The following is a 24,451-nucleotide window of genomic DNA, read 5'->3' on the forward strand; positions in this document are numbered from 1 at the left end:
AATTGAAAATTTGCTAATAAAGTGACTTAAACCGAATAAAAATTAAACCAATTTAGAATTCTTTTTAGAGATTAATGCGCAAAAACAAACGAAACTGACTATTTATTTTAATGATTTAAACCCTTGATGATAATCCTTGCATTATTTATTGATGCCTAGTGATCAATTTAAAATTTCTCGATGTTTAAATCAACTCAATATTCAATACGAGACTAATGTGCTATTCCCAACCTACTTACCGTAAAATCTACAAAAACCTGCCTCGTTTACAGCAAAACAAAATCAACTTTTAGAAAAAACAATGCCACGTTAACAATGAAATTTTCACACATTTTTGATCATCCAGCCTTGAGTCAAAAAAGCCCATGATGACTATATCTACTGTATAAAAATTCATGATAAAGCTTACACGCCCAAAAAATCACGATGAATATGACTTAACTCAATTAAATCTTGTTTCTCTAAATCAAATGTTTTCCAGATTTGAATAAAGTCTTGCTTTAAATCAATATGACTTGACTGAATCTGACTCTCTTTCCATTGCTGGTCTGATATCCATAAATATATTTGCTGAGTAAGCTGATTTACAGCTTGTACCTGCCCGTTTAAATTCAGTCCCAACACAATGGCATGTTCAGGTAGGCAAGACTCTATTTTGGGTAAACTCAGCTCTACAAAGTGTTTAATTTGTCTTAGACCATAACCACGGAAAATTTCTTTTTGCGCTGCCGTTAATTGTTCATATTTTTGCTGGATATTATTCATTACACTCACTTTCCACCTGTATATTGATCATTTTTGTTACGATCTATTCTATTTTTATCTCGCAATAATAAAATACGACTATATTATAATGCAATGTGCTTTTTCTAATTCTTTAGCATAAGCTTTGCTGATACTCAAGAATAAGCATAAATTGTTCCAATTCCATGAATACTGCTTAAATATAAAAATATTTTAAATGCAAGACTGCTATGCTCACTTGATGACATAGAGTACCTTTTAGAAAAGTAAAGCGATAAAAGATGGCATATACTGCATAAATAAAGACTACAATTTTTTTCAAAAACAATATAACAAAAAAGCTATTCTAAAAAAGAGGTGGATTTCAGCCCTATTTTATACAATAAAATGTTCAACTAATTTAATAAATTCATCACTATCAGGAAAATAATATGAAAAATAATGTTCTGATTGTTGGTGCTGGGCCTACTGGACTAGTCCTTGCTTTATGGTTAACAAAACAAGGTATTCCAGTCCGTATTATTGATAAAACTGCAAAACCTACAATCAATTCAAGAGCCTTAGGTATACAGGCACGCACCTTAGAACTTTATCAACAAATGGATCTTACTGACGAAATTACTCATGCTGGTCATGCAAACTTACAGCTCAATTTATGGGTCAATGGTAAAAAACGTGGCATTTTAAAACTGGTCGAACAAGGTCAAAAACTGACACCCTATCCCTTTCTCTTAATTTACCCTCAAGACCAACATGAGCGGATTTTAATTCAATATCTAGAGAAACTTGGGGTCATGGTTGAACGTTCTACGGAGTTAATCAGTTTTTCCGACTATCCTGATCATGTCAGCGCACAAATTATTGGGCCTCAAGGAAAAGAAAATTATCATGCTCATTTTCTCGCAGCTTGTGATGGCGGTAAATCACCGATTCGCCACAAACTAGGATTAAATTTTTCAGGTGGAACTTATTCACAAGTTTTTTATGTGGCAGATGTAGACATCAAAGGCTTCACCATTCATGGTGGCGCACATATCTCTTTTGATCAACATGATTTTGTTTTACTGCTATCTTATGGAAAATTAGGCCAAGCACGCCTGATCGGGATTATTCGTGAAGATCGAGTAAAATCATTACAAAACCTAAACTTTGAGGATATTAATCAGACTGCCATTCAAGATTTAGGAATAAGTATTGAAAAAGTAAATTGGTTTTCTACCTATCATGTACATCACCGTATTGTGTCTGACTATCATGTCGGTCGCGTCTTTTTAGTCGGAGATGCAGCACATTTACATAGCCCAGTTGGGGCACAAGGTATGAATACAGGAATAGGCGACGCGATTAATTTGGCGTGGAAATTGGCAGCTGTACTTAAAAATCAAGCCTCTGAACAATTATTAGAAAGTTATCAAATTGAACGGCGGGCTTTTGCTGAAAAACTCATCAAGAGTACCGACCGTTTCTTTAGTATCGTTACTGCAGAGGGTTATATTCCCAGTCTAATTCGGATAAAAATCATTCCATATCTGCTGCCTAAAATATATAATAACCACCACCTCAGCCACTTCATTTTTCGTCTTATTTCACAGCTGGATATTCATTATCGGCACAGTCCACTCAGCCAAAAGAATCTAGGAAAATTGCAAGGTGGTGATCGCTTGCCTTGGATTGAATATGAACAAGGCAATAATTTCGAGTCATTAAAAAAAATGCTTTGGCAGGTACATGTTTATGGTACGGCCCAACCTCAATTACAAGTTTGGTGTAAAATGAACAATATCCCTCTATATTCATTTACTTGGGATATCTCGTGTGAACAAGCGGGTTTATTAGAAAATGCCGTGTACTTACTCCGCCCAGATACTTATATAGCACTAATTGACCCACAAGCAGAAACACATACTTTAGATCGATATTTTCAACAGCAGCAAATCAATTGTTTCTCTCAAATTTGAACAGATGCTCTTTATAATTAGATTGCTTATTTTAATATTTTTTGAGCTCGAGGATGAGCTTGATCATACACTTGTGCAAGACGATCAAAATCGATATGGGTATAAATCTGCGTGGTGGTTAAATTACTATGTCCGAGCATTTCTTGTACAGCACGTAAATCACCACTATTCGATAGCATATGACTGGCAAAGCAATGACGCAATAAGTGCGGATGTAAATCAACATTAACCTGAGCTCGTTGCGCTTGAAGTTTCACTCGGTTTTCAATTTGTCGTGGGGTAATTACATTACCCCGTTGCGTAATAAATACCGAGGACTCTGGAGTAAATTCACCCCGCCAAATTCTATAAATTTTCAACCATTCAATCAAACTTTGTTTGGCCTTAGAACCAAAAGGAACAATCCGAGTTTTATTACCCTTGCCTGTAATTCTTAAAAGTAAACGATTAAAATCAATATCTCGAATGGTCAGACCATGAATTTCAGCCAAACGTAAACCACTCGAATATAACAACTCAAGTATTGCCCTATCTCTCAACCAAAGTTGTTGCTCTATCGGCTTTTCAGGTGCAGCTTGGTCAATAATTTGATTGACCGTTTCAATATCAATCATACCCGGTAAAGGTCTGGGCTGTCTTTTGATATGAAAATCATCAGCTGGATTGATTGTTAAATACTGGCCTTGTTTCGCCCATTTCATAAATTGACGAATAGACGTTAGATGACGTTGCAGACTACTGGAACTCAGCTGATCTTGCTCTACTTTAAAAGCTAAATATTCGCGTAAATCTGAAGCTTCAACCTGTTTCAGTTCTATTTTTTTTTGATAACAGAAATCGATAAACCCTGATACGTCTCGAAAATAAGCGTCCAACGTATGTTCAGATTGATTTTGAATTTTTCGGTCTTTGAGCCACATAGAGAGCAACTGCATTGCACCATATTGCATTTTACTCTCCTTGATTTAATTCAGTTAAATTCAATCAAACAGTGTAACTGAAAAAGCTCTGACCAATCAGAGCTTTTCAATTTATCAACTTACAAAATACTTCTTATTCAAGTCCTTTAATACTTTAAGCCTTAAAAGCTTTTAGCTTTTAGCTTTTAGCTTTGAAAGTAACGTAAATCTAAACGACCTTCATAAACTGTTGCTGTTGGACCGGTCATCCACACTACATCGCCTTCTTTCCATTCAATTTGCAACTTACCACCAGCAAGTTCAATTTCAACAGAATTAGCCAATAATCCACGGCGTATGCCTGAAACAGCTGCAGCACAAGCGCCCGTACCACAAGCCATAGTTTCTCCTACACCACGCTCAAATACACGTAAACGGGCATGTTTCTCATCTACGATCTGCATAAAGCCCGCATTCACTCGCTGTGGAAAACGCACATGTGATTCAACCTGTGGTCCAATACTGGCTACATCTGCAGTTAATACATCCGTAACAACTGTCACGGCATGGGGATTACCCATATTCACCACATCAATCGTTAATTTTTGCGCATCAGCAAGCTCAATGTCATATAAAGCTTCAGCAGTTTCAGCCACAAAGGGAATTTCTTGTGGTAAAAACTTTGGATAGCCCATATTCACGCGTACCCAACCATTTGGACCTAATTCAGGCTCAACAATTCCAGAACAAGTTTGTACTTTGAACTTGGTTTTATTGGTCAGTTGACGTTCATGTACAAAACGCGCAAAACAACGTATCCCATTACCACACTGTTCTACTTCAGAGCCATCTGCATTAAAAATTCGATATTTAAAATCAACATTCGGAAAATCAGGCGCTTCAACAATCAGCAGTTGATCAAACCCAACACCAAAATGCCGATCAGCTAAACGCTGAATGGTCATTTTATCGAATACAGCACGTTGGCTAATCAGGTCAACCACCATAAAATCATTGCCTAGACCATGCATTTTGGTAAATTCTAATAACATCTGAGATGACTCCTTTAAGGCAACAACCGTTCATTTTTCCAGAGTGATTCTATGGTTTCACGCTCACGAATCAGATGTGCTTGATCAGCATCGACCATCACTTCAGCTGCACGACCACGACTATTATAGTTTGAGCTCATCACAAAACCATAAGCACCTGCACCTAAAACAGCAAGTATATCGTTTTCTTGAATAGCCAATTCACGCTCTTTACCTAAAAAATCGCCAGTTTCACAAATTGCACCAACAACATCCCATTGTTTTATTTCAACATCTGTACTTGGTGTAACTGACTGAATATCCATCCATGCTTCATATAGGGATGGACGAATTAAGTCATTCATTGCCGCATCAACTATCGCAAAGTTACGGTGATTGGTTGGCTTCAACAAATCAACTTGAGTCAATAGCACACCAGCATTTGCTGAAATACTACGCCCTGGCTCCATATACACTTTTAGACCTAGCTTTTCTAAAGCAGGTTTCATTGCATTGGCATATTCAGTAACAGTCGGTGGAACTTCATCTTTATACGTCACACCTAAACCACCACCAATATCGATGTGTTTGAGTTGAATACCCAATTCTTTCAATTGATCAATCATTGTAATTACACGGTCAAGTGCATCCACAAACGGTTTAGTTTCTGTCAATTGCGAACCAATATGACAATCAATTCCAATGATATCTAAATTAGGCAAGGATGCTGCATATTGATAGGTTTCAAAAACGCTATCTGATGGAATTCCAAATTTATTCTCTTTTAAGCCAGTTGAAATATACGGATGGGTTTTCGCATCGACATCAGGATTAACACGTAAAGAAATAGGTGCTTTCATGCCAAGTTTAGCGGCCACTTTTTGAATACGGGCTAATTCTGCATGTGATTCAACGTTGAAACATGCTATTCCAACCTCTAAAGCTTTTTGAATATCTGCTTCAGTTTTACCTAAACCTGAAAATACGATTTTTGTAGGTTCACCGCCAGCGACCAATACGCGTGCCAGTTCTCCACCTGTAACAATATCAAAACCTGAACCCAGCTTAGCCAATACATTCAATACCGCAATATTAGAATTAGACTTCACCGCAAAGCAAATTTGATGATCAATAAAAGCAAATGCTTTATCCATATCAGAATAATGTTTTTCAAAACTTGCTTTTGAATAAACGTAAAGCGGTGTGCCAAATTGCTGCGCGAGCTGCTCTAAAGAACATTGCTCTGCATGCAATACCCCATTAATGCGGGAAAAACTCATGAATGTATCCTTTCAATGAAAGCAAATAGGTCTAGTTAGAGGGTACTTCTGATGCAGCTGGTTCTACAACTGTCTTCTGCACATGAGATGACTTACTCTGTATATTTGAATGAAGCAAATATTTAGCACGTTTGTCATAATCAGGATCAGTCTGTAACTGTAAAGCACCTGATTGACCACACCCAATCATCATAAACGTGGTCGCAATTAAACTGATGTAACAAATGACGAGACGCATCTAACCACCTATCTTTTGAATTTTAATAAGTATACCTTGATCACGGTATTGACCCAAGTACTAAGCGCCACAGCTTAAAGCCAGAATCAAAAAAACGCCAGTTTGAAACTGGCGTTTTTTCATCAAAATTAATGGATAAGCATATGATTATTTTTTCTTATAAAAGCCCCAATAGCCAATCGCGAGAATGATTAGCCAAATTGGACTAACTTTCAGTGCTCTAAACGTGTCTGCCTCCAAAGAAAGGACATAAATCATCCCTATAAAAAAAGCGATTACGACATAGCAGGTCAATGGTCCACCGGGTAATTTAAAGGTCGATTTTGCATGTAATTCAGGCCGTGTTTTGTAATAGACCAAATAACTCCACAAAATAATAATCCAAACTAAAATAAACAGAATGGTCGAGAGTGTCGTAGCTAAAGTAAATGCTTCAACTGCATTTGGAACAAAGTACTGTAATGTCGCACCACCCAATAAACAGACTGCCGAGAAATACAATGCATTAGCAGGGACTGCACGCGTATTGAGTTTACCAAAAGCCTTCGGTGCTTGATCTTCACGTGACAAACCAAACAACATCCGACTAGTCGAAAATACACCACTATTCATTGACGACATGACTGAAGATAAAACTACTAAATTCATGATGATAGCAGCAGCAGCAATACCTGCCTGACTAAACAAGTTTACAAATGGACTAACAGCAGGATCAATTTTATTCCATGGCGTGACAGACATTACAATCACTAAAGCTAAAACGTAGAAGAAAATAATACGAATAGGAATTGAGTTTACAGCTTTGGGCAAATTACGTTCAGGATCTTTCGTTTCAGCCGCTGTTGTACCTACCAATTCCACCCCAACAAAGGCGAAAATGGCAATTTGGAAACCCGCTAAGAAGCCATGTGCCCCTGTCGGGAACATACCACCATGACTCCACAGGTGGGTAAATGATGCTACTTCACCGGCTGTAGAAGTAAATCCAGTAAAAATCATCCACAAACCGACTGCAATCAACACGACAATCGCAATAATTTTAACCAATGCAAACCAGAACTCTAATTCCCCAAACAGTTTCACTGTCATGAGGTTTAAGCCCATAATAAATACAATCGCCGCAACACTAATCATTACACCTTCAACTGGTGAAAATGGCAGCCCATTATTAAAGAATTGTAGATAATAAATAATAGCGGATAAATCTGCGATGCCTATGGTGATCCAACACAACCAATATGTCCACCCAACAAAATACCCTGCCCAAGGGCCAATTAAGTCGGTAGAAAAGTCGATAAAGGATTTGTATTTCAAGTTTGAAAGTAATAATTCACCAAGCGCACGCATGACAAAAAACACCATCAAACCAATGATCATATAAATAAAGAGAATGGAAGGCCCCGCAAGACTGATGGTTTTACCTGACCCCATGAACAGCCCTGTTCCAATGGCTCCACCAATTGCAATTAATTGCAAATGTCGATTCGATAAACTTCGTTGAAGCTCTCCGTCTTCACTCGAATGAGGAGTATTTACATTTTGCATTTTATATTTCGATTTAGTCTTTAATATCGGACAAATTATCTTAATTTTCAAAAAAAAGAAAAAGAAAAATCAAAACTGAGCATTCATCAATAAAGCCCTTATCTAGACAGTGCTCCCAAGAAAGCTCTAAGAACAACATATAAAACCAAGCAAATATTGTTTAATTTTTCTAAAAATTAAAGATTAACAATTATTTAAAAAAAATTAAAAGTAGAATAAGAAACTTGTATCTCAGATAAATCTATGTCAAAAAAGAGAAACATTGAAAAAAACAATACTAAAGTTTAATAACTGATAAGAGACCATCATTTACCGTCAAGTGAAAAACACTTGAACTTAATTTTAAAAAACACATGGATGGCATAACAATTGCTTATTTAAACAGCATGTTATGTAAGAAAATGGATAAACAAGAAGACGCTTATGATGCAAAACATTCAATCGATTATGGAAACCCTGAGTGGCTGGGTCTGGGGTCCCTATATGCTTGTTCTCCTTGTGGGCACAGGTGTTTTCTTAACTTTCAGGCTGATGTTTTTACAGTTCCGGCTTTTACCCTTTGCCTTCAAACAAGTCTTTGGAAAGCATCCTAAAAGCAAAAATCACGAAGGTGATATTTCGCATTTCGCTGCACTCATGACAGCACTCTCTGCCACTATTGGAACCGGAAATATCGCTGGTGTAGCAACCGCGTGCGTATTGGGTGGCCCAGGGGCTGTGTTTTGGATGTGGATGACTGCCTTGGTCGGTATGGCCACAAAATATGGTGAAGGTGTTCTTGCCGTCAAGTATCGTATCACCAGTAAAAATGGTCAAAAATCTGGTGGCCCCATGTACTACATTGAATATGGACTGAAATGGAAATGGCTGGCGATTCTATTCGCGTTATTCGGTACCATTGCATCATTTGGTATTGGCAGTTCTGTGCAATCCAATACTGTGGCACTTGCAGTACAAAATAGTATGGGCATTGAAACTTGGGTAACAGGAATCATCATTACAGTATTTTCAGCATTGGTTATTTTAGGTGGCATTCAATCTATCGCTAAAGCCTCGTCATTTATTGTTCCTATTATGGCGATTGGTTACGTTTTAGGTGGCTTAGCCATTATTTTCTCTAATCTTGACCTTGTGATTCCTGCACTCAAATTGATCTTGGTCGATGCATTTACCGGCCAAGCGGTTGCTGGTGGTGCAGTTGGTGCCGTCATTCGCTACGGTGTAGCACGTGGCGTATTCTCTAATGAAGCGGGAATGGGCTCTGCACCAATTGCTGCCGCAGCAGCAAGAACGGATCATCCTGTACGTCAGGGTCTTGTTTCAATGACAGGTACATTTATTGATACCATTATTGTCTGTAGCATTACTGGTATCGTACTGGTCATGGGCTATATTGTGGCAGGAAATACCTTTGGAACAGAGACTGGTGCTGTCCTGACCACGCATATTTTTGACCGATTACTACCTGGTATTGGTGGCTGGGTAGTAACTTTTGGAATTATTTTCTTTGCTTATTCTACTATTCTCGGATGGTGCTACTATGGTGAAAAATGTGCAACCTATCTATTCGGTGAAAAGTTTATTTTGCCTTATCGCATCATTTATATTACGACCGTTTTTATTGGCACAATTGCAACACTAGATCTAGTTTGGTTATTTGCAGATACCTTTAATGGTTTAATGGCGATTCCGAACTTAATCGCTTTACTTTTACTTTCAACGATTATCGTGAAAGAAACCAAAGATTTCCTCGTAAAACGTAAGTCAGGTGAATTGTACTAGATATTACACCTTGTCCATCTATTGAGCCGCCGAAATGCGGCTCTTTTTGTATAATGGTTTAAGTTAATTATTTTTGCATGATGTTGTATAGTGCCATTGAACTCAATCTACACAACTCTTTCGAATACATCATTATGGCAAAAGTTAAAACCGTTTATCGCTGTGAACAATGTGGTACAGAACATCTTAAATGGGCAGGACAATGTTCAGATTGTGGTGAATGGAATAGCTTGACCGAAGTTCGTATAGAACCGACAGTAACACATCGTGCAAAAGCGAATATAAGCGGTGGCTACACAGGTCAGGCCGCCAACATTACCTTACTAAATAAAATTTCCGTGTCCAGTGAGACTCGCTTAGCCACTGGAATTAGTGAATTTGACCGAGTACTCGGTGGTGGCTTGGTGACCGGTTCAGTTGTGCTGATTGGTGGTGATCCCGGAATTGGAAAATCCACAATTTTGCTCCAAACCGCAACACACATGGCTGCTGCAAATAGTTCTGCGTTATATGTCACTGGTGAAGAATCACTGTCTCAAGTTGCATTACGAGCACATCGTTTAGACTTACCAACCGATCGACTCAAAGTCATGGCAGAAACCTGTGTTGAGCGAATTTGCGAAGTCCTTTCACATGAACGCCCTGCTGTGGCCATTCTAGACTCGATTCAAACCTTATATACAGAAACATTACAATCTGCACCAGGTGGCGTTTCACAAATTCGAGAATCTGCTGCGTTACTGACTCGTTTTGCTAAAAACAGTGGTACGGCTTTATTTCTTGTTGGTCATGTCACCAAAGAAGGTGCATTAGCTGGGCCTCGCGTACTTGAACACATGGTCGATTGTGTCCTATATTTTGAAGGTCAATCCGATTCGCGCTACCGCATGATTCGTGCAGTCAAAAACCGATTTGGTGCAGTGAATGAACTCGGTGTATTTGGCATGACCGATAAAGGCCTCAAGGAAGTTGCTAATCCATCTGCCATTTTTCTGAGTCGTTATGATGAAGCTATTCCTGGCTCCATTGTCATGATTAGCCGTGAAGGTACGCGCCCCTTATTGGTTGAAGTACAAGCGCTGGTAGATGATGCACATGGTCAACCACGTCGAGTGGCATTAGGTTTAGAACAAAATCGCTTAAATATGCTACTTGCTGTTATGCATCGACATGGCGGCGTTCAAACCTCTGGACAAGATGTCTATGTCAATGTTGTCGGTGGACTAAAAATTACTGAAACAGGCTCAGATTTGGCCGTATTACTTGCCTGCGCATCGAGCATTCGCAGTAAAGCTTTGCCTCAACAATTGGCTGTTTTTGGTGAGGTGGGGCTTTCAGGGGAAATTCGTCCCGTTCCCAATGGACAAGAACGATTAAAAGAAGCCATTAAACATGGTTTTAAATACATTATTGTGCCGCGCGGCAATGCACCACAAAAAACCATTGCAGGTGTACAAATTATTGCTGTGGCACGGTTACATGAAGCATTGACAGAAGCGATGCAACTTGCGGATGAAGTGAATTAAACCATTCGTTCTATTTATGTGAAGATATTGAGAAATAAATAGCAATTCTTATTGAAATTCCATCGAAAAGGCTTCATAAATAGACTCAACATTTAAATTTTGTTTATAGTAGGAAAAAATCGATGGAAGTTCGACAGCGTAGTTTGATGGCCGGTCTTTTAATGGCAACATTGGTGTTTGCACCTTTAGCAGAAGCTAAGCGTGCAGGCGGCGGTAAAAGCCATGGTATGAGCAGATCTAACACATCTAGCCAATCTTACTCTCAACCTCGTCAAGCTACACCTGCCCAACAACCTGCTGCACCTGCAACTGCGCCACAAAAATCTGGCCCAGGTGTTGGTGGTATGGTCGCTGCTGGTGTTGCTGGTGCTGCACTTGGTGCAGTTGCAGCAAATGCAATGGCTGATGACAACAAACCAAATGCTCAAGCAGCAAGTGAAACTCAAGTTGCACAGCAACAAGAGAAAGAAAAAAGTGGAATTCCAAGCTGGATTTGGCTATTAATCATTGCTGCTGGTGCATTCTTTCTCTTCCGTAAATTCGGAGCAAAAAAAAAATTAGCAAATAACAACCCATTTGCACCAAATAGTGCAGGTCCAGGATCAGCACCTTTTGGTCAAGCTAATGCAGCACCGCGTAATGCTGGCGGAAACACCAATATTTTTGGTCAATCTGTAGCTGGTGATGCGCCAACGCAATCACCATTTGGTAGTGCTTCTACTCAAAGCGGTAGTCAACTGCCAGATGGTACTGAACCTGCTGCGTTTTTACGTATTGCTCGTCAGCGTTTTAATCATATTCAGTCAATGAATACAGCAAGTAATATTGCTGAAATTCAGCGTTATCTAACCCCTGATCTTTATCAGTCGATGTATAACGATATTATGACGAACCAAGATCAAGATGTTGCTGAGTTCTCAAACTTAAATGCGATGGTGGTTGACTCATCTAGTGAAAATGGTCAGTACATTATTAGTGTTCGTTTTACAGGTACTGTAAGTGAAGACCTCAACAGTCCACCACAAGCATTTTCTGAAGTTTGGCACTTTGTTAAGCCTGCAGGCTCTAGCCAAGATTGGTTAGTTGCAGGTATCCAACAAGAAAGCTAAAAGCATCATCAATGTCAAAAACCAGTGATTCGTCACTGGTTTTTTATTGGCCATTGCAGCATCAAGATAAAATAGAATTCAACCTAACGTACATATGAATTAGATTGATCATAAATAAGTTAGTAGCAGATATATTATCATTCTTATTTTATATCATTTCTTAAATTCTTGAACATGAGCCGCTTAGAGCTTCATAAATTTTATAAATTAAAAGTTTGAATACCCAGATCTAATTCTAAAAATTAATCCAACCAATATTCTCAATGGAACCAATAAGCCAACCCAGTAGAAGTCTATTGATCAAAATTTCAGAATAGACAAATGAATAATATAAAAGCTGAAAAAAGTTATTTTAATGATCCATAAGCCATTTTGATCTCGGAATAAACCACCAGAATTCAGATTTAATATATGCCATAAAAAAGCCCTGAATCAGCAGAGCTTTTTTAGCTTTAAATATTATCGTTGCGGTAAAGGAATATATTGAGAATCAGGGCTTTGTACTTTTCGCTCACCAACTTTGACATCTAATGCTACTGGTTGGCCACCACGAATAACTTCAACATGAATAGTTGAATTAGGTGCTTGTAATGCAACATAATTAATTAAATGTGAAGTTGAAGTAATCACTTCATTATTCACTTTCATAATTTTATCACCGACTTTCAAGCCAGCCGAAGCTGCAGGACCGCCTTTCAATACATCTGCAACTACAACACCTGCCTCGCGTGGCTGTAGTACATCATCCTGTTTGGGTGGAACGAGACTAATACCCAACCAACCACGAATGACTCGACCATCTTTTAAAATTGAATTCATGACTTGTTGGCAAACTTTCGCCGGAATGGCAAAACCAATTCCTAAAGAACCTCCCGACTGCGAGAAAATTGCGGTATTAATACCAATTAAATTCCCTGCAACATCAATCAGTGCTCCACCAGAGTTACCAGGATTAATTGCAGCATCTGTTTGGATAAAGTCTTCGTAGGTATTAATTCCTAAATCTGAACGACCTGTTGCAGAAATAATTCCCTGTGTCACCGTTTGTCCAACACCAAATGGATTACCAATCGCAAGAACCACGTCCCCAACTTCATTACCACTCAATTTAAAAGGTAAAACTGGTAGTTTATCCAGCTCAATTTTAATTACAGCTAAGTCAGTATCTGGATCAGTTCCTATGACTTTTGCTTCTGCACGACGACCATCTTGTAATGCAACTACAATTTGATCTGCCTGAGCAATCACATGATTATTAGTTAAAATATAACCATCTGAGCGAACGATCACGCCAGAACCTAAGCTATTCTCAGCTTGACCTTGGTTTTGATCGGGAATTTGATTACCAAAAAACTCTCTAAATGCAGGATCATTAAAAAGTGGATGGCTTTGTTGTTTTACTTTTTGTAGCGTAAAAATATTTACAACGGCTGGAGCAGCCACTTTAACTGCAGCATTATAAGACACCACACCACCTGTACGTGATGTACCAACTAGGGGTTCAACTTTTTCTGCAGGCATTTTAACGCCATCTGCAGCAACAGGTGCTTGAGGCTGATGCAGTTTTTGCCATCCAATGAAGCTAGCAATAACGATAACCAGTAACACCCAGGGTAACCATGAAAAGGAGCGGCGCACGATATTTACCTCGAAGTTTTTTTTAATTTATGAATAAAAATAATATTTTATCTATTGTAATCAAAATTGAAAAAGATAGATAAAAATCACAAAGAATTTTGTTCAGCTTTAGTTACAATTCAAAATATGCTTTGATGTACTAAAGATGACTTATTATTGACTAGGTAACTCATGGCGCAATTAATTGATATTTTAACATGGTGTAACCAAACACTTAAAATGCAAGAATTTAAAGACTATGCACCTAATGGTGTACAAATTGAAGGTAAGACTAAAGTCCATAAAATCATCTGTGCCGTCACAGCATCACAAGATGCAATTGATGCGGCAATTGCGCAAAATGCAGATCTATTATTAGTGCATCATGGTTATTTTTGGAAAGGTGAACCCTACCCTATTACAGGAATGCGCGGAAAGCGGATTAAAAGTTTAATTCAACACGATATCTCCCTGCTTGCTTACCATCTTCCTTTAGACTCGCACCCAACCCTAGGCAATAATGCTGCAATTGCTGAAATTTTAGAATTAGAAAATATTGAAAATTTGAATCCGAGTGAGCGTTATCCGATTGGAAATATAGCCTATTTAAAACAAGCAATGTCACCCGATAATTTTAAGCAATATCTGACCGAACGTTTAGGTTTTGATACCATTCATTTAGCAGCAGATAAAACATCGATTCAAAAAATCGGTTTCTGCACAGGCGCAGCACAAGACTTTATTACTCAAGCCGCAGCAATGAATTGTGATGCATTTATTTCTGGGGAAGTCAGTGAACGGACTTACTATGAAGCCAAAGAATTAGATATTCATTATTATGCCTGTGGACATCATGCAACTGAGCGCTATGGTGTACAACGTTTAGCAAAAGCTATTTCAGAACAGTTTAATATTGAGTATAGTTATTTCGAACTCAATAATCCGATCTAATTTTTATACTGCTGTTTTGACATTTTCTTTATGCGTATAAATTCAGCTTATATTGTGTATTGTTATTTAAAGTGATGCACAATTACTCGAATTTTCTATTACAATAAAGCCACTTAATGTTAAAACCCAGCTCAATGCAAGGAATTTAAAACATGACAACCATTACTTTACCTGCACTTCCATACGGTTATGATGATCTCGCTCCACACATCAGCAAAGAAACACTTGAATTTCACCATGATAAGCACCACAACACTTATGTTGTTAACTTAAATAACCTAATCAAAGGTACAGACCTTGAAGGTAAGTCTTTAGAAGAAATCATTAAAGCTGTTGCTGGTGATGCATCTAAAGCTGGTGTTTTCAATAATGCTGCACAAGTTTGGAATCACACATTCTATTGGAACTGTATGGCTAAAAATGGCGGTGGTCAAGCGACTGGCGCTTTAGCAGCTAAAATTGATGAAACTTTCGGTTCTTACGCAAAATTTGCTGAAGAGTTTGCTGCTGCTGCAACTACTCAGTTTGGTTCAGGTTGGGCTTGGTTAGTTGCTGATAAAGTTAATGGTAACCTTTCTATCCTTAAAACTGCCAATGCAGATACACCACTTGCTCACGGTCAAGTTGCTGTACTTACCATTGACGTTTGGGAACATGCTTACTACATCGATTTCCGTAACGCACGTCCTAAATACATCACTACTTTCTTAGAAAGCCTAGTGAACTGGGACTATGCAAATGCTAAATATGCGGGTCAAGAAGCTGGTGTAGAAAAATAAGCGATTAATTTTGCTTAAAAGCCACCCATAAAGGGTGGTTTTTTTATGATGAGTAGAAAGCAATAGCAACAACACTCGGATCGCTTATGAAGCTCTAAAGAAATTCCTTGAATTACTTTCTTAAAAAAATGTTTCGAAGCACAATCTATTTACATAAAAATACTTAGATCATAAATTAATTGCACTTTCTATTTGATTGTATTTTGACTTCAAATCCATCTTATAATTTCAGATTAATCATTTTAATGCTGAAAATCCTCATCACTGAATGCTCTAAAAAATATAAAAATAATCAATATATAAGCGATTATCACAGAATTGAACAATAAAAAATCACTCAATCATAAAAATTGTTAATTTTGCTTGACCGCGTATGCTTTCATCCCTAAAATCCGCATCAGATTCTCTAATAGCTCAGTTGGTAGAGCGACGGACTGTTAATCCGCAGGTCCCTGGTTCGAGCCCAGGTTGGAGAGCCATCTATTCTTCCATAGCTCAGTTGGTAGAGCGACGGACTGTTAATCCGCAGGTCCCTGGTTCGAGCCCAGGTGGAAGAGCCAAGATTCTAAAAAGCCCACTCTATTTGAGGTGGGCTTTTTTATGCCAATATGAAGTATATTATCAATAAAATTAAATTTTACCTAAAATTTCAGTGAAACTTCTTACTTTGTAATACCTCTTAATCTTTTAAATTATACAGATACATGCTCGAAGAACTTTTAAAAAGTACGAACTTTGCAATCTGAACAATACTCGGATCAGAATCTACACATAAATTTTCAAAACCAGCATCAGGATTCTCTCTAAACTTGAGCGTGGTATTCATATCAAAATTTTGTGGTAATCTAAAACTTAAATTATCTTCTTTTAAATCAATTAAATAATCCGATCCATCATTAGTAATGGAAGCCATATTAGAATCCAGATCTAAATCACCAATATTCCCCAATGGAATTCCAATAGCACCAGCTGCATAATTTGCATGTTCTTCAAACTCTTGTCGAGTTAACTCAAGAATTTCTGAACGCTGCGGCTGATTTTTCAGCTGTATTTCATTATCTCTATAAAGTTCTTGCCACAATGAATCATCCATCATTTGAGTAAAGGATAGTACTTGACAGGGCTTTGCGACAACCACCCCACTGGCAGTAGCTTGCTCAGTATTTTTATCGATATGATTTTGTTGCTGTGAACATGCAACCAATCCAAATAGCATACATAGCAACAAGAGCTTAAGTTTCATTTTCACCCAAATCTCATCAACATTAATGATGAATGATCAATTATTTAGCAAATAATACTTTTTTCTATGCAATCAAGCAATTTCTACTTGACCTTCTTGCTTTGCATCCCTAAAATCGCTCTCAGATTCTCCAATAGCTCAGTCGGTAGAGCGACGGACTGTTAATCCGCAGGTCCCTGGTTCGAGCCCAGGTTGGAGAGCCAAAATTCTAAAAACCCACTCTTTTGAGTGGGTTTTTTCTTATCTCATTGAAAGACAATTATTGTGGTTAATTTAAGCCAAATTACATTTTTAATTATTGGGTGTATCGCAAGCCTTGCCATACTCATCATCATCAATCTTGAAAAAATTAAATTTAAACGTGATACGCAAATTAGCAGCACTAAAAAAGAATATTACGCTAAGCCTGTTATTAGTAATTTTGAAATTAAAATGTTTGAACGCTTAAAAAAAGCTTGCCCAGAGCATCATGTTTTAGCACAGGTCGCCTTTAGTGCATTAATGACCAGTAACTACATGGCAACACGAAATAAATTTAATCGAAAAGTAACTGATTTTGTAATCTTAAACCATCATCTTGATGTGGTGTGTATTATCGAATTAGATGATCCAAGTCATGTGGGCAAAGAAAATGAAGATGCAAAACGTGATGCAATGCTACAAGAAGCTGGCTACACTGTAATCAGATACACCAGTATTCCCACTGTTCGCCAACTTCAAAAAGATATCTATTAAAAAAGGAGCCTAAGCTCCTTTTTTAAAATTCATATTTATTTTGCTGGCATATATTGCTGAATAAATGCTACTAACTCTGGGTTCTTTTTAACAATTGCTTGAGTGTGTGTTGCATCAACAACAGGTAAAAATTTCACGTTTGTACCTTGTGCTAACATCGCTTTATACATTGCTTCAGTCACAGGATATGGAACACTCATATCCGCAGTCCCCTGAATAATCAAAATTGGCTTATCGATTTTCACTGTTGCAGGTTGGCTATCCTTCAAGAACTTCTGTATTTGAGCACTTGCATAAAACTTAGTCTTATTCAACGCAGGATAGTCTAATAAACGCTTATCAGGATTTTCTGTCAGGAATTTGACAATGTCTTGGGTAAATCTGTATCGTAAACTATCTTCAGGGTGATTAATTGGATCAGCACTACTTAAACATAATCCATTTTCACCAGTTGTCCCTTCTGCTAATGCCGCAATATTTTGTGAGCGCACATCATTAAAAATTTCACGATAATCAAAACGAGAATCTGAAGCTTTAATCCCTACAGCAGCAAATGAGGCATAGCTTAATAGCGTAGCATACGCACCAATTGAACCATTTTCTGCACGATATGCCAATGTCGCACCAGCCTTCAGCTCTTGATTTTCAGCAGCTAACAAAGCCGGTGGTGCAACATCAAATATAATTTTATCTAAATTCGATGCTGGGGCTCCCGCTACCGCACCTTTATAGTTTAAATCTGCACTCGCATATTGTGCTGTTCCCAGTGAAGCTTGGCCGCCTTGTGATTGACCAACAGACATCCATTGCTTATTCAATGTATTACCATAATGATCTTGTGCTGCCTTAACTGCAGATATCGCAGATTTAGCTTCACTTTCAAGATGTAAATACGGATGAATACCAGGTGCCCCCATTCCTTCATAATCAGGTGCAACAATGACATAACCAGCAGCTAAAAGACTTTTTGCGAGAGGATCTTTAAAATTAGCACCTAAAATATTATTAGTTGGGGCACAACCATCCGCCACACCCAATGTTCCATGCTCCCACACGACAACTCGATAGCCATCTTTTGGTTGAGCAACAGTAGGAAATAAAACCATCGCAGTTGCTTTTGCAGTCTTACCCTGTACATTGACCATGTTATAAGTCATAACCTTGATAGATGCAGCTTCTTGCAAACTTTTATCGAAGACGTAATTTTTTTCAGAAATAAATGTCTGACTTGGCGTTACCCCAACGTAATCATCATTATTATCATTACAAGCTGTTAAAAAGAAAACTGTAGAGCAACTCATCGCCAACAATGATCTTTTAAGTATATGCTTCATTTTAACATCCTAGTTTTGTTCGATTTATGCCCTCTTCGTGAGAGCAGTACAATAAAAACACAATTCAATAAGAAATGCTATATTAAAGCTAAACCATTCAATTAAAAAACATTTGTATTTTATTTGGTGTTTTTTAATTTTTTGAATAGAGCCAATTATTTAAGTGATTAATTGACTAACTATTCACTCTATTCTGCTAAACCACTCAATTCCCAATAAAGATTAGAAAAAAGCATCCACTTAAAATGCTTCTCTAAAATTTTAAAGACTAGATATAAAAATACCAATAAATATAATTAATCCGACCCAACGATTATGTCGGAATGCCCAAAAACATTGCTGCGGATCGCGATTACGGGTCTTCGTCCATTGGTAAATAAAATCAATGACGACCAAAAATAATGCAATAAAACCATATGGGAAAAGCAAATCTTCTAAATACAATGCGAAACCAATCAAAAATACACTTGTGGCTTGTAACATAGAAATAATTTCTATGTCATATTTACCAAAAAGTATTGCAGTTGATTTAACGCCAATTTTTAAATCATACTCGCGATCAGTAATTGCATACTGAGTATCATAAGCCACTGTCCACGCTAAATTTCCGAAATATAGTAACCAACATGTCCAGTCTAGAGGTTTCCCCATAGCTGTAAATGACATTGGAATTCCCCAAGAAAAGGCCATCCCCAGCACTACCTGTGGTAAGTGCGTATAACGCTTCATAAAGGGGTAAATAAATGCGAGGAACAATCCCCCTAAAGCACAATAAAAGGTTGCGATGGGTAGAAAAAATAAAGTACATGCACTTGCTGTAATTAATACAATAAATACCCAGATAGCCTCTTTCGCCGAAATTACGCCTGTTGCCAATGGACGGTTTTTAGTTCTTTCTACCTGACCATCCACTTTTCGGTCTGCAAAATCATTAATAGCACAACCCGCAGCACGCATGAATATGGTACCCAAGATCATTGCAATCAATATAATCGGATTGGGAATTCCCTCAGCGGCAATCCATAATGCCCACATGGTGGGCCAAAACACCAATTCAGTGCCAATTGGTTTATCAAAACGACATAAATAATAATAGGCTTCTAGGCGTTCACGCCATGTAATGTATTGTGCAGTTGCCATGACTGTCCTTAACCCAGTGACTGTTAAATATTTTGCTGAATAAATTGCTCAAATGAAACTAAGAAAGTTTCTTGAACAATAAATTTACATCCATGCCAAGTATAACAACTTTGCCGCGTCCATCCTTCGTCAAGTAAAATCACCCGACGCTCACACTTAGGATCAGTTCGCTGAAATAAAAACCAGCCTATCGGTTTTTTACCTAGATGTTTAAAAATACGTGCTCGCGCCTGGAGACTCAAAATAGGAAAAATACTTTTCGCTTTGACCCATGGCTGTTCTTCACAACCATATAAATAGCTTTCACGCACCCATGAGGTATGCTGATGTGGCATTCCCATCCATTGTGCATCGCTAACACTAAGGCGTTTAAAATGCTCCTTGATAGGATCGACTTTGAATATCCCACCAGCCAAATCAGTGAGCTGTTGAGTCAGAGAACCCGAAGCATACAACCATGTTTTTAATTCAGGAGAAAGACATTGATCCTGTATTGTACATGCTCGTTTGTTTCGCATATTTCCACTGCTCTTTTAAGATGATTAAGTTTAACGTAATTTATAAATCATATTGAGAGCGATATATCATTATTTAGCCATTCGCCATTTTAGCCATCACAACAAACCAAATCACATTAACAATTGTCTGTTTTTGCAATTACTTCAAACTTTCCATTGGCTAGTTTATGTAGGATTAACCCCTCTGAACTCAAATAAAAACTTTGCGGATAAGCAAAATCCAAAGCCAACTCAGGGTTTTTAAGCTCTACAAACTCAACCTGCATGAAACCCTCAGCTGTACGTGCAACTTCCGTATACACCACAGTGGAAAAATTCATCTTGTAACCTTTACTGTGATCAGCAGCATCTATCCAAGGATAAAAGCTTGTTTGCTTTTTACGCTTCGCCATAGTTTTAGTGCAATTATTAGTTCAAAAATCTATGATACAAAAAAACCCGCACTTGGCGGGTTTCTTTTTTGCTTTAATTCAAAATTGAATTACAAGCTGTAATACATGTCAAATTCAACTGGATGTGTTGTCGTGTTTAAACGACGAACTTCTTCAGTTTTCACGTCGATATATGCATTAAGCATTTCTTTAGTGAATACACCACCTTTTAATAGGTAGTCATGGTCAGCTTGAAGTGCTTCAAGCGCCATATCCAAGCTGTGCGCAACTGTCGGGATTTTCGCTTCTTCTTCAGGAGGAAGATCATATAAGTTTTTATCAGCCGCTTCACCTGGATGGATTTTATTTTGAATACCATCAAGACCAGCCATCAACAATGCAGCAAAACCTAAGTATGGGTTCATCATTGGATCTGGGAAGCGTGCTTCAATACGTTTACCTTTAGGGTTAGAAACGTAAGGAATACGAATAGATGCAGAACGATTACGAGCCGAATATGCAAGCATAATTGGTGCTTCGTAATGTGGCACTAAGCGCTTATATGAGTTAGTCGATGGATTGGTAATCGCATTCAATGAGCGAGCATGCTTAATGATACCGCCAATGAAATACAGCGCCATCTCTGACAAGCCTGCATATTCATCACCCGCAAACAAGTTCTTACCATCTTTAGCGATGGAAATATGTACATGCATACCAGAACCGTTATCACCCACCATTGGCTTAGGCATAAACGTAGCAGTTTTTGCATATTGATGCGCAACATTCCAAACAGCATATTTAAACTGTTGTACTTCATCCGCCTTACGAACCATGGTATTGAAGCTCACACCAATTTCTAATTGGCAAGATGCAACTTCATGGTGATGTACTTCTACACGGCCAGGGCCCATGATATCTTCAATTTTCGCACACATTTCTGCACGCATATCATGTGAAGAATCGACTGGAGGTACTGGAAAGTAACCGCCTTTAACGCGTGGACGATGACCTGAGTTACCCGCCTCATAGTCTTTACCTGTAGACCAAGCAGCATCTTCAGCAATAATAGTATGGCGTGCACCAGACATATCGATGTCCCATTTTACTTCGTCAAAAACGAAGAATTCTGGTTCTGGACCAAAGAATGCAGTATCACCAATGCCTGTTGATTTTAAATATTCTTCTGCACGACGAGCAATTGAGCGTGGGTCACGATCATAACCTTGACCTGTAGAAGGTTCGATAACATCACAAGTCACAACAACTGTTGCTTCAGCAAAAAACGGGTCAAGGAAGCATGTTTTCGCATCTGGACGTAAGATCATGTCAGATGCTTCAATCCCCTTCCAACCCTCGATTGAAGAACCATCAAACATTTTACCGTCTTCAAAAGTATCCTCATCAATCGTGTCTGCTGGGTAAGTCACGTGATGCTCTTTACCCTTAGTATCAGTAAAGCGAAAATCGACCCATTTTGCGCCACTTTCTTGTATGAGTTGAAGGACCTTGTTCGCCATGCTCATTTGCTCCAATGAATTTTTGTTGCACGTGTTAAGTGCGTGTTAGTAGTTGGTATCTATTAAGCAATTCTCGTACCAACTTTTAAAAGAAAAGCTAAAACACTGAATTCTATATCAGAATTTAAGCAATACTTGTTTCTCTTAGGGCTTATTATACTGTCTGTACTTATAATTGCACCATATTCACACATACTTATTACTATAAATTATGAAAGCATCACAAGAGTGCCCTGTTTTTGTGCAAATATACAAAAGTGTCATAAAATAGTGCCAAATTAGCGTTATCCGTTGTTGTCTATTTTTGTAAATTTTATCAAACCGTTCTGATCATTTTATTTCAGCTTATATAAAAATAAAAACTCATTCGCTATATTCTATTTCAGCGCGCGAAATTAAAGCTTCAACCATCAGAAGTACATCATCTTTTTTACGTGCATCCACAGCGAATATCGGCATGATATCGTTATTCATCGACATCCAATCTCGATATTTTTTGAGTAATTGCTGTGAATCTTCATCGACATGAGTTATACCCACAATGATGTTATTAACATGTTTTTTAAATGCATGATGATAAAATTTCAAATCATCAAGTGCTGTTTTACGAGAGTGATCAATTAAAATAACCGCGCCAATCGCACCTTTACAAATGACCGACCATATGAAATCAAATCGATCTTGTCCAGGTGTGCCATATAAACCAACAATAACGCCATCTTCTAACTTGATCTCACCATAATCAATCCCGACTGTGGTCAAGGCCTTACTATGTGCTGTTTCATCTGTATTCACAGCCTCTGTAGAGAGTATAGGAATTTCAGATAATGATTTAATCGCTTCAGTTTTCCCTGCCCCCATGGTTCCACCAAATACAATTTTATATTTCTGTAAGATCACTTAATCACCCCTAATTCAGTTATACATTTAAATATTCAATAAATATTTGGCTCGACTTTAAAGCCCTAGTTTTAATCTTAGTTTCCCAAAAAAACCACGCAATGTACTTTCAGTTGGCTTTGTTTGAATAATCAGCTGCGCTTCACTTTCATCAATTTCTTTCAACACATTTGCAAACAATGCGGTTGAAACAAACTTTTGGATGATGGGCATTGAAATCCCCAACTTCTTTTCGATTTGCACCATACTCGCCCCTCGTTCAAAACAAGCAGCGATTTTAAAAATGTCTTGACGGTCTTTCGCTGTACTGGGCTGTGGCCAATATTGCAACTTATAAAATACTTTAGAGGAGCTATCTTTAACCAAACTCTCAGATCTCCAAAGCGTATTCCACAGCCAATACCGTAAATCGAGGCCTTGAATATCACTCACACTTTGTGCTTTTTGCATCGTTGCATAGGTATAATTTAATGTCGTATCTGTACTTTGAATATTTTTACCTTGTTCCATCCAAATTTGTTCAGTTCGGGTATTCATTAAGGCAATATTTCCGTAACTATCAAAAATTTGTAAATTACCATTTCGTTCATTCAAAAATTCTTGAATTACTTTATGAATATCAAGTGATTTAGCACGGTATGCTATAACACGCTCTACTTTTGGATTTACTGGAACTTGTAAATAGCGATCTTTAAACCATTTTCTAATTTCATCACTTTCAATAAATGGTAAAAATAATTTATCCCCTTCAATTCGACCTGATTTATCTTGTTTATTGATTAATCTTAAATATGGGATTTTTTGAGTTCCTACTAAATTTTGAATTGTAGGTGATGCGAAAAACATATCATTAACTAAAAGAATATTTAATTTAGGGTCAGCTATATTTGCCCAATGAATATGAATAGTATCATCATACATTAAATGAACTTTTTGCTTCATATTTTCAAGCACATTCAGGCTTAAGCCAAAAATAGCAATTCGTATTTCTTCTTTCATTTAGTCCCCTATCATTGCCTTATTTTTGTGACGAATTCTACACTTACGCCCCAAATAATAAAACAAACCACATGAAATAGATGTGAATTTATTCTTTTATTTCAATTTTATTTTAAAAAATTAAGCTCAAGACCTAATTTCAATCCCCAATTGCATTCAACAACACAATAAATGTTTATATTTACAACCCGTCTATATTAAATATCATTTTTTTAATAAATTCAATTCATCG

The 24,451-nt window shown here is 37.7% G+C and carries 22 protein-coding genes and 3 tRNA genes; 10 read left to right on the plus strand and 15 right to left on the minus strand.

All coding sequences use genetic code 11. The annotated features are described in order from the left end of the window. Nucleotides 1-405: 405 nt before the first annotated feature. A complete protein-coding gene (locus tag B9T27_RS03960; protein WP_086205560.1) occupies nucleotides 406-765 on the minus strand; it encodes a hypothetical protein in 360 nt (119 codons plus the stop codon). Between the two features lie 410 nt (nucleotides 766-1,175). Here B9T27_RS03960 and B9T27_RS03965 point away from each other — a divergent pair, with 410 nt between their 5' ends. Continuing rightward, nucleotides 1,176-2,702, plus strand: a complete 1,527-nt coding sequence (locus B9T27_RS03965) for an FAD-dependent monooxygenase (RefSeq protein WP_086205561.1) — start codon at nucleotides 1,176-1,178, stop codon at nucleotides 2,700-2,702. Between the two features lie 26 nt (nucleotides 2,703-2,728). Here the strand turns inward: B9T27_RS03965 and B9T27_RS03970 are convergent, their stop codons facing one another. The 5 genes from B9T27_RS03970 to B9T27_RS03990 all read right to left on the minus strand — a co-directional run bounded on the left by B9T27_RS03970 (nucleotide 2,729) and on the right by B9T27_RS03990 (nucleotide 7,695). Continuing rightward, nucleotides 2,729-3,622, minus strand: a complete 894-nt coding sequence (locus B9T27_RS03970) for a tyrosine recombinase XerC (RefSeq protein WP_171263335.1) — start codon at nucleotides 3,620-3,622, stop codon at nucleotides 2,729-2,731. A 185-nt stretch (nucleotides 3,623-3,807) separates the two neighbouring features. Continuing rightward, nucleotides 3,808-4,653 (minus strand): diaminopimelate epimerase, encoded by an 846-nt coding sequence (dapF, locus tag B9T27_RS03975; protein ID WP_086205563.1) that lies wholly within the window; start codon nucleotides 4,651-4,653, stop codon nucleotides 3,808-3,810. A gap of 14 nt (nucleotides 4,654-4,667) precedes the next feature. Further along, entirely contained in the window at nucleotides 4,668-5,912 is a 1,245-nt protein-coding gene (gene lysA, locus B9T27_RS03980; protein WP_086205564.1) for a diaminopimelate decarboxylase, read from the minus strand. Nucleotides 5,913-5,943: 31 nt separating this feature from the next. Beyond that, nucleotides 5,944-6,150, minus strand: coding sequence for a hypothetical protein (locus B9T27_RS03985; protein WP_086205565.1), 207 nt, complete (start codon nucleotides 6,148-6,150; stop codon nucleotides 5,944-5,946). Between the two features lie 147 nt (nucleotides 6,151-6,297). Beyond that, complete coding sequence (locus B9T27_RS03990; protein WP_086205566.1) at nucleotides 6,298-7,695, minus strand: amino acid permease; 1,398 nt, start codon at nucleotides 7,693-7,695, stop codon at nucleotides 6,298-6,300. A 426-nt stretch (nucleotides 7,696-8,121) separates the two neighbouring features. Here B9T27_RS03990 and B9T27_RS03995 point away from each other — a divergent pair, with 426 nt between their 5' ends. The 3 genes from B9T27_RS03995 to B9T27_RS04005 all read left to right on the plus strand — a co-directional run bounded on the left by B9T27_RS03995 (nucleotide 8,122) and on the right by B9T27_RS04005 (nucleotide 12,112). Next, nucleotides 8,122-9,477, plus strand: coding sequence for an alanine/glycine:cation symporter family protein (locus B9T27_RS03995; RefSeq protein WP_086205943.1), 1,356 nt, complete (start codon nucleotides 8,122-8,124; stop codon nucleotides 9,475-9,477). A gap of 134 nt (nucleotides 9,478-9,611) precedes the next feature. Further along, entirely contained in the window at nucleotides 9,612-11,003 is a 1,392-nt protein-coding gene (radA, locus tag B9T27_RS04000; RefSeq protein WP_086205567.1) for a DNA repair protein RadA, read from the plus strand. A gap of 122 nt (nucleotides 11,004-11,125) precedes the next feature. Beyond that, nucleotides 11,126-12,112, plus strand: a complete 987-nt coding sequence (locus B9T27_RS04005; RefSeq protein WP_086205568.1) for a Tim44 domain-containing protein — start codon at nucleotides 11,126-11,128, stop codon at nucleotides 12,110-12,112. Between the two features lie 459 nt (nucleotides 12,113-12,571). On the opposite strand, the gene B9T27_RS04010 is transcribed toward B9T27_RS04005, so the two are convergent. Then, nucleotides 12,572-13,750 carry a trypsin-like peptidase domain-containing protein gene (locus tag B9T27_RS04010; protein WP_086205569.1) on the minus strand — a complete coding sequence of 393 codons (1,179 nt, stop codon included), beginning with the start codon at nucleotides 13,748-13,750 and terminating at the stop codon, nucleotides 12,572-12,574. 171 nt (nucleotides 13,751-13,921) lie between these two features. On the opposite strand from B9T27_RS04010, the gene B9T27_RS04015 reads away from it, so the two are divergent. From B9T27_RS04015 to B9T27_RS04030, 4 genes are all read left to right on the plus strand, one after another. Next, entirely contained in the window at nucleotides 13,922-14,680 is a 759-nt protein-coding gene (locus tag B9T27_RS04015) for a Nif3-like dinuclear metal center hexameric protein (RefSeq protein WP_086205570.1), read from the plus strand. A gap of 152 nt (nucleotides 14,681-14,832) precedes the next feature. Continuing rightward, nucleotides 14,833-15,459 carry a superoxide dismutase gene (locus tag B9T27_RS04020; RefSeq protein ID WP_086205571.1) on the plus strand — a complete coding sequence of 209 codons (627 nt, stop codon included), beginning with the start codon at nucleotides 14,833-14,835 and terminating at the stop codon, nucleotides 15,457-15,459. 403 nt (nucleotides 15,460-15,862) lie between these two features. Then, a tRNA-Asn gene (locus B9T27_RS04025) sits at nucleotides 15,863-15,938 on the plus strand. A 5-nt stretch (nucleotides 15,939-15,943) separates the two neighbouring features. After that, nucleotides 15,944-16,019, plus strand: a tRNA-Asn gene (locus tag B9T27_RS04030). A 119-nt stretch (nucleotides 16,020-16,138) separates the two neighbouring features. Here B9T27_RS04030 and B9T27_RS04035 read toward each other — a convergent pair. Next, nucleotides 16,139-16,702, minus strand: coding sequence for a hypothetical protein (locus B9T27_RS04035; protein WP_086205572.1), 564 nt, complete (start codon nucleotides 16,700-16,702; stop codon nucleotides 16,139-16,141). Between the two features lie 127 nt (nucleotides 16,703-16,829). Between B9T27_RS04035 and B9T27_RS04040 the strand changes: the two genes are divergently transcribed. Together B9T27_RS04040 and B9T27_RS04045 are read left to right on the plus strand one after the other, a co-directional pair. Further along, nucleotides 16,830-16,905, plus strand: a tRNA-Asn gene (locus B9T27_RS04040). Between the two features lie 145 nt (nucleotides 16,906-17,050). Continuing rightward, nucleotides 17,051-17,437 carry a DUF2726 domain-containing protein gene (locus B9T27_RS04045; RefSeq protein ID WP_416224385.1) on the plus strand — a complete coding sequence of 129 codons (387 nt, stop codon included), beginning with the start codon at nucleotides 17,051-17,053 and terminating at the stop codon, nucleotides 17,435-17,437. A gap of 35 nt (nucleotides 17,438-17,472) precedes the next feature. Here the strand turns inward: B9T27_RS04045 and B9T27_RS04050 are convergent, their stop codons facing one another. The 7 genes from B9T27_RS04050 to B9T27_RS04080 all read right to left on the minus strand — a co-directional run bounded on the left by B9T27_RS04050 (nucleotide 17,473) and on the right by B9T27_RS04080 (nucleotide 24,219). Continuing rightward, nucleotides 17,473-18,771, minus strand: a complete 1,299-nt coding sequence (locus tag B9T27_RS04050) for a lipase family protein (RefSeq protein ID WP_086205574.1) — start codon at nucleotides 18,769-18,771, stop codon at nucleotides 17,473-17,475. 261 nt (nucleotides 18,772-19,032) lie between these two features. Then, complete coding sequence (ubiA, locus tag B9T27_RS04055; protein ID WP_086205575.1) at nucleotides 19,033-19,911, minus strand: 4-hydroxybenzoate octaprenyltransferase; 879 nt, start codon at nucleotides 19,909-19,911, stop codon at nucleotides 19,033-19,035. A 23-nt stretch (nucleotides 19,912-19,934) separates the two neighbouring features. Then, the gene (locus B9T27_RS04060; protein ID WP_086205576.1) at nucleotides 19,935-20,429 is read right to left on the minus strand and encodes a chorismate--pyruvate lyase family protein; all 495 of its coding nucleotides are present in this window, start codon (nucleotides 20,427-20,429) and stop codon (nucleotides 19,935-19,937) included. A 116-nt stretch (nucleotides 20,430-20,545) separates the two neighbouring features. Next, nucleotides 20,546-20,821: a hypothetical protein gene (locus tag B9T27_RS04065; RefSeq protein ID WP_086205577.1), complete on the minus strand. Its 276-nt coding sequence runs from the start codon at nucleotides 20,819-20,821 to the stop codon at nucleotides 20,546-20,548. 89 nt (nucleotides 20,822-20,910) lie between these two features. Then, nucleotides 20,911-22,326 (minus strand): type I glutamate--ammonia ligase, encoded by a 1,416-nt coding sequence (gene glnA, locus B9T27_RS04070; RefSeq protein ID WP_171263323.1) that lies wholly within the window; start codon nucleotides 22,324-22,326, stop codon nucleotides 20,911-20,913. Between the two features lie 357 nt (nucleotides 22,327-22,683). Further along, nucleotides 22,684-23,220 (minus strand): GTP-binding protein, encoded by a 537-nt coding sequence (locus B9T27_RS04075; protein WP_086205579.1) that lies wholly within the window; start codon nucleotides 23,218-23,220, stop codon nucleotides 22,684-22,686. Nucleotides 23,221-23,277: 57 nt separating this feature from the next. Then, nucleotides 23,278-24,219 carry a hypothetical protein gene (locus B9T27_RS04080; protein ID WP_086205580.1) on the minus strand — a complete coding sequence of 314 codons (942 nt, stop codon included), beginning with the start codon at nucleotides 24,217-24,219 and terminating at the stop codon, nucleotides 23,278-23,280. Nucleotides 24,220-24,451: the final 232 nt, after the last annotated feature.

The organism is Acinetobacter sp. ANC 4648 (assembly GCF_002135345.1).
In the GTDB taxonomy this organism is placed as follows: Bacteria; Pseudomonadota; Gammaproteobacteria; order Pseudomonadales; family Moraxellaceae; genus Acinetobacter.

What these genes read in the sequence shown, in the direction of transcription:
- B9T27_RS03960 (WP_086205560.1), bottom strand. Translation starts at nt 765, where the DNA reads ATGAATAATATCCAGCAAAAATATGAACAATTAACGGCAGCGCAAAAA.
- B9T27_RS03965 (WP_086205561.1), top strand. Translation starts at nt 1,176, where the DNA reads ATGAAAAATAATGTTCTGATTGTTGGTGCTGGGCCTACTGGACTAGTC.
- B9T27_RS03970 (WP_171263335.1), bottom strand. Translation starts at nt 3,622, where the DNA reads ATGTGGCTCAAAGACCGAAAAATTCAAAATCAATCTGAACATACGTTG.
- dapF (WP_086205563.1), bottom strand. Translation starts at nt 4,653, where the DNA reads ATGTTATTAGAATTTACCAAAATGCATGGTCTAGGCAATGATTTTATG.
- lysA (WP_086205564.1), bottom strand. Translation starts at nt 5,912, where the DNA reads ATGAGTTTTTCCCGCATTAATGGGGTATTGCATGCAGAGCAATGTTCT.
- B9T27_RS03985 (WP_086205565.1), bottom strand. Translation starts at nt 6,150, where the DNA reads ATGCGTCTCGTCATTTGTTACATCAGTTTAATTGCGACCACGTTTATG.
- B9T27_RS03990 (WP_086205566.1), bottom strand. Translation starts at nt 7,695, where the DNA reads ATGCAAAATGTAAATACTCCTCATTCGAGTGAAGACGGAGAGCTTCAA.
- B9T27_RS03995 (WP_086205943.1), top strand. Translation starts at nt 8,122, where the DNA reads ATGCAAAACATTCAATCGATTATGGAAACCCTGAGTGGCTGGGTCTGG.
- radA (WP_086205567.1), top strand. Translation starts at nt 9,612, where the DNA reads ATGGCAAAAGTTAAAACCGTTTATCGCTGTGAACAATGTGGTACAGAA.
- B9T27_RS04005 (WP_086205568.1), top strand. Translation starts at nt 11,126, where the DNA reads ATGGAAGTTCGACAGCGTAGTTTGATGGCCGGTCTTTTAATGGCAACA.
- B9T27_RS04015 (WP_086205570.1), top strand. Translation starts at nt 13,922, where the DNA reads ATGGCGCAATTAATTGATATTTTAACATGGTGTAACCAAACACTTAAA.
- B9T27_RS04020 (WP_086205571.1), top strand. Translation starts at nt 14,833, where the DNA reads ATGACAACCATTACTTTACCTGCACTTCCATACGGTTATGATGATCTC.
- B9T27_RS04035 (WP_086205572.1), bottom strand. Translation starts at nt 16,702, where the DNA reads ATGAAACTTAAGCTCTTGTTGCTATGTATGCTATTTGGATTGGTTGCA.
- B9T27_RS04050 (WP_086205574.1), bottom strand. Translation starts at nt 18,771, where the DNA reads ATGAAGCATATACTTAAAAGATCATTGTTGGCGATGAGTTGCTCTACA.
- ubiA (WP_086205575.1), bottom strand. Translation starts at nt 19,911, where the DNA reads ATGGCAACTGCACAATACATTACATGGCGTGAACGCCTAGAAGCCTAT.
- B9T27_RS04060 (WP_086205576.1), bottom strand. Translation starts at nt 20,429, where the DNA reads ATGCGAAACAAACGAGCATGTACAATACAGGATCAATGTCTTTCTCCT.
- B9T27_RS04065 (WP_086205577.1), bottom strand. Translation starts at nt 20,821, where the DNA reads ATGGCGAAGCGTAAAAAGCAAACAAGCTTTTATCCTTGGATAGATGCT.
- glnA (WP_171263323.1), bottom strand. Translation starts at nt 22,326, where the DNA reads ATGAGCATGGCGAACAAGGTCCTTCAACTCATACAAGAAAGTGGCGCA.
- B9T27_RS04080 (WP_086205580.1), bottom strand. Translation starts at nt 24,219, where the DNA reads ATGAAAGAAGAAATACGAATTGCTATTTTTGGCTTAAGCCTGAATGTG.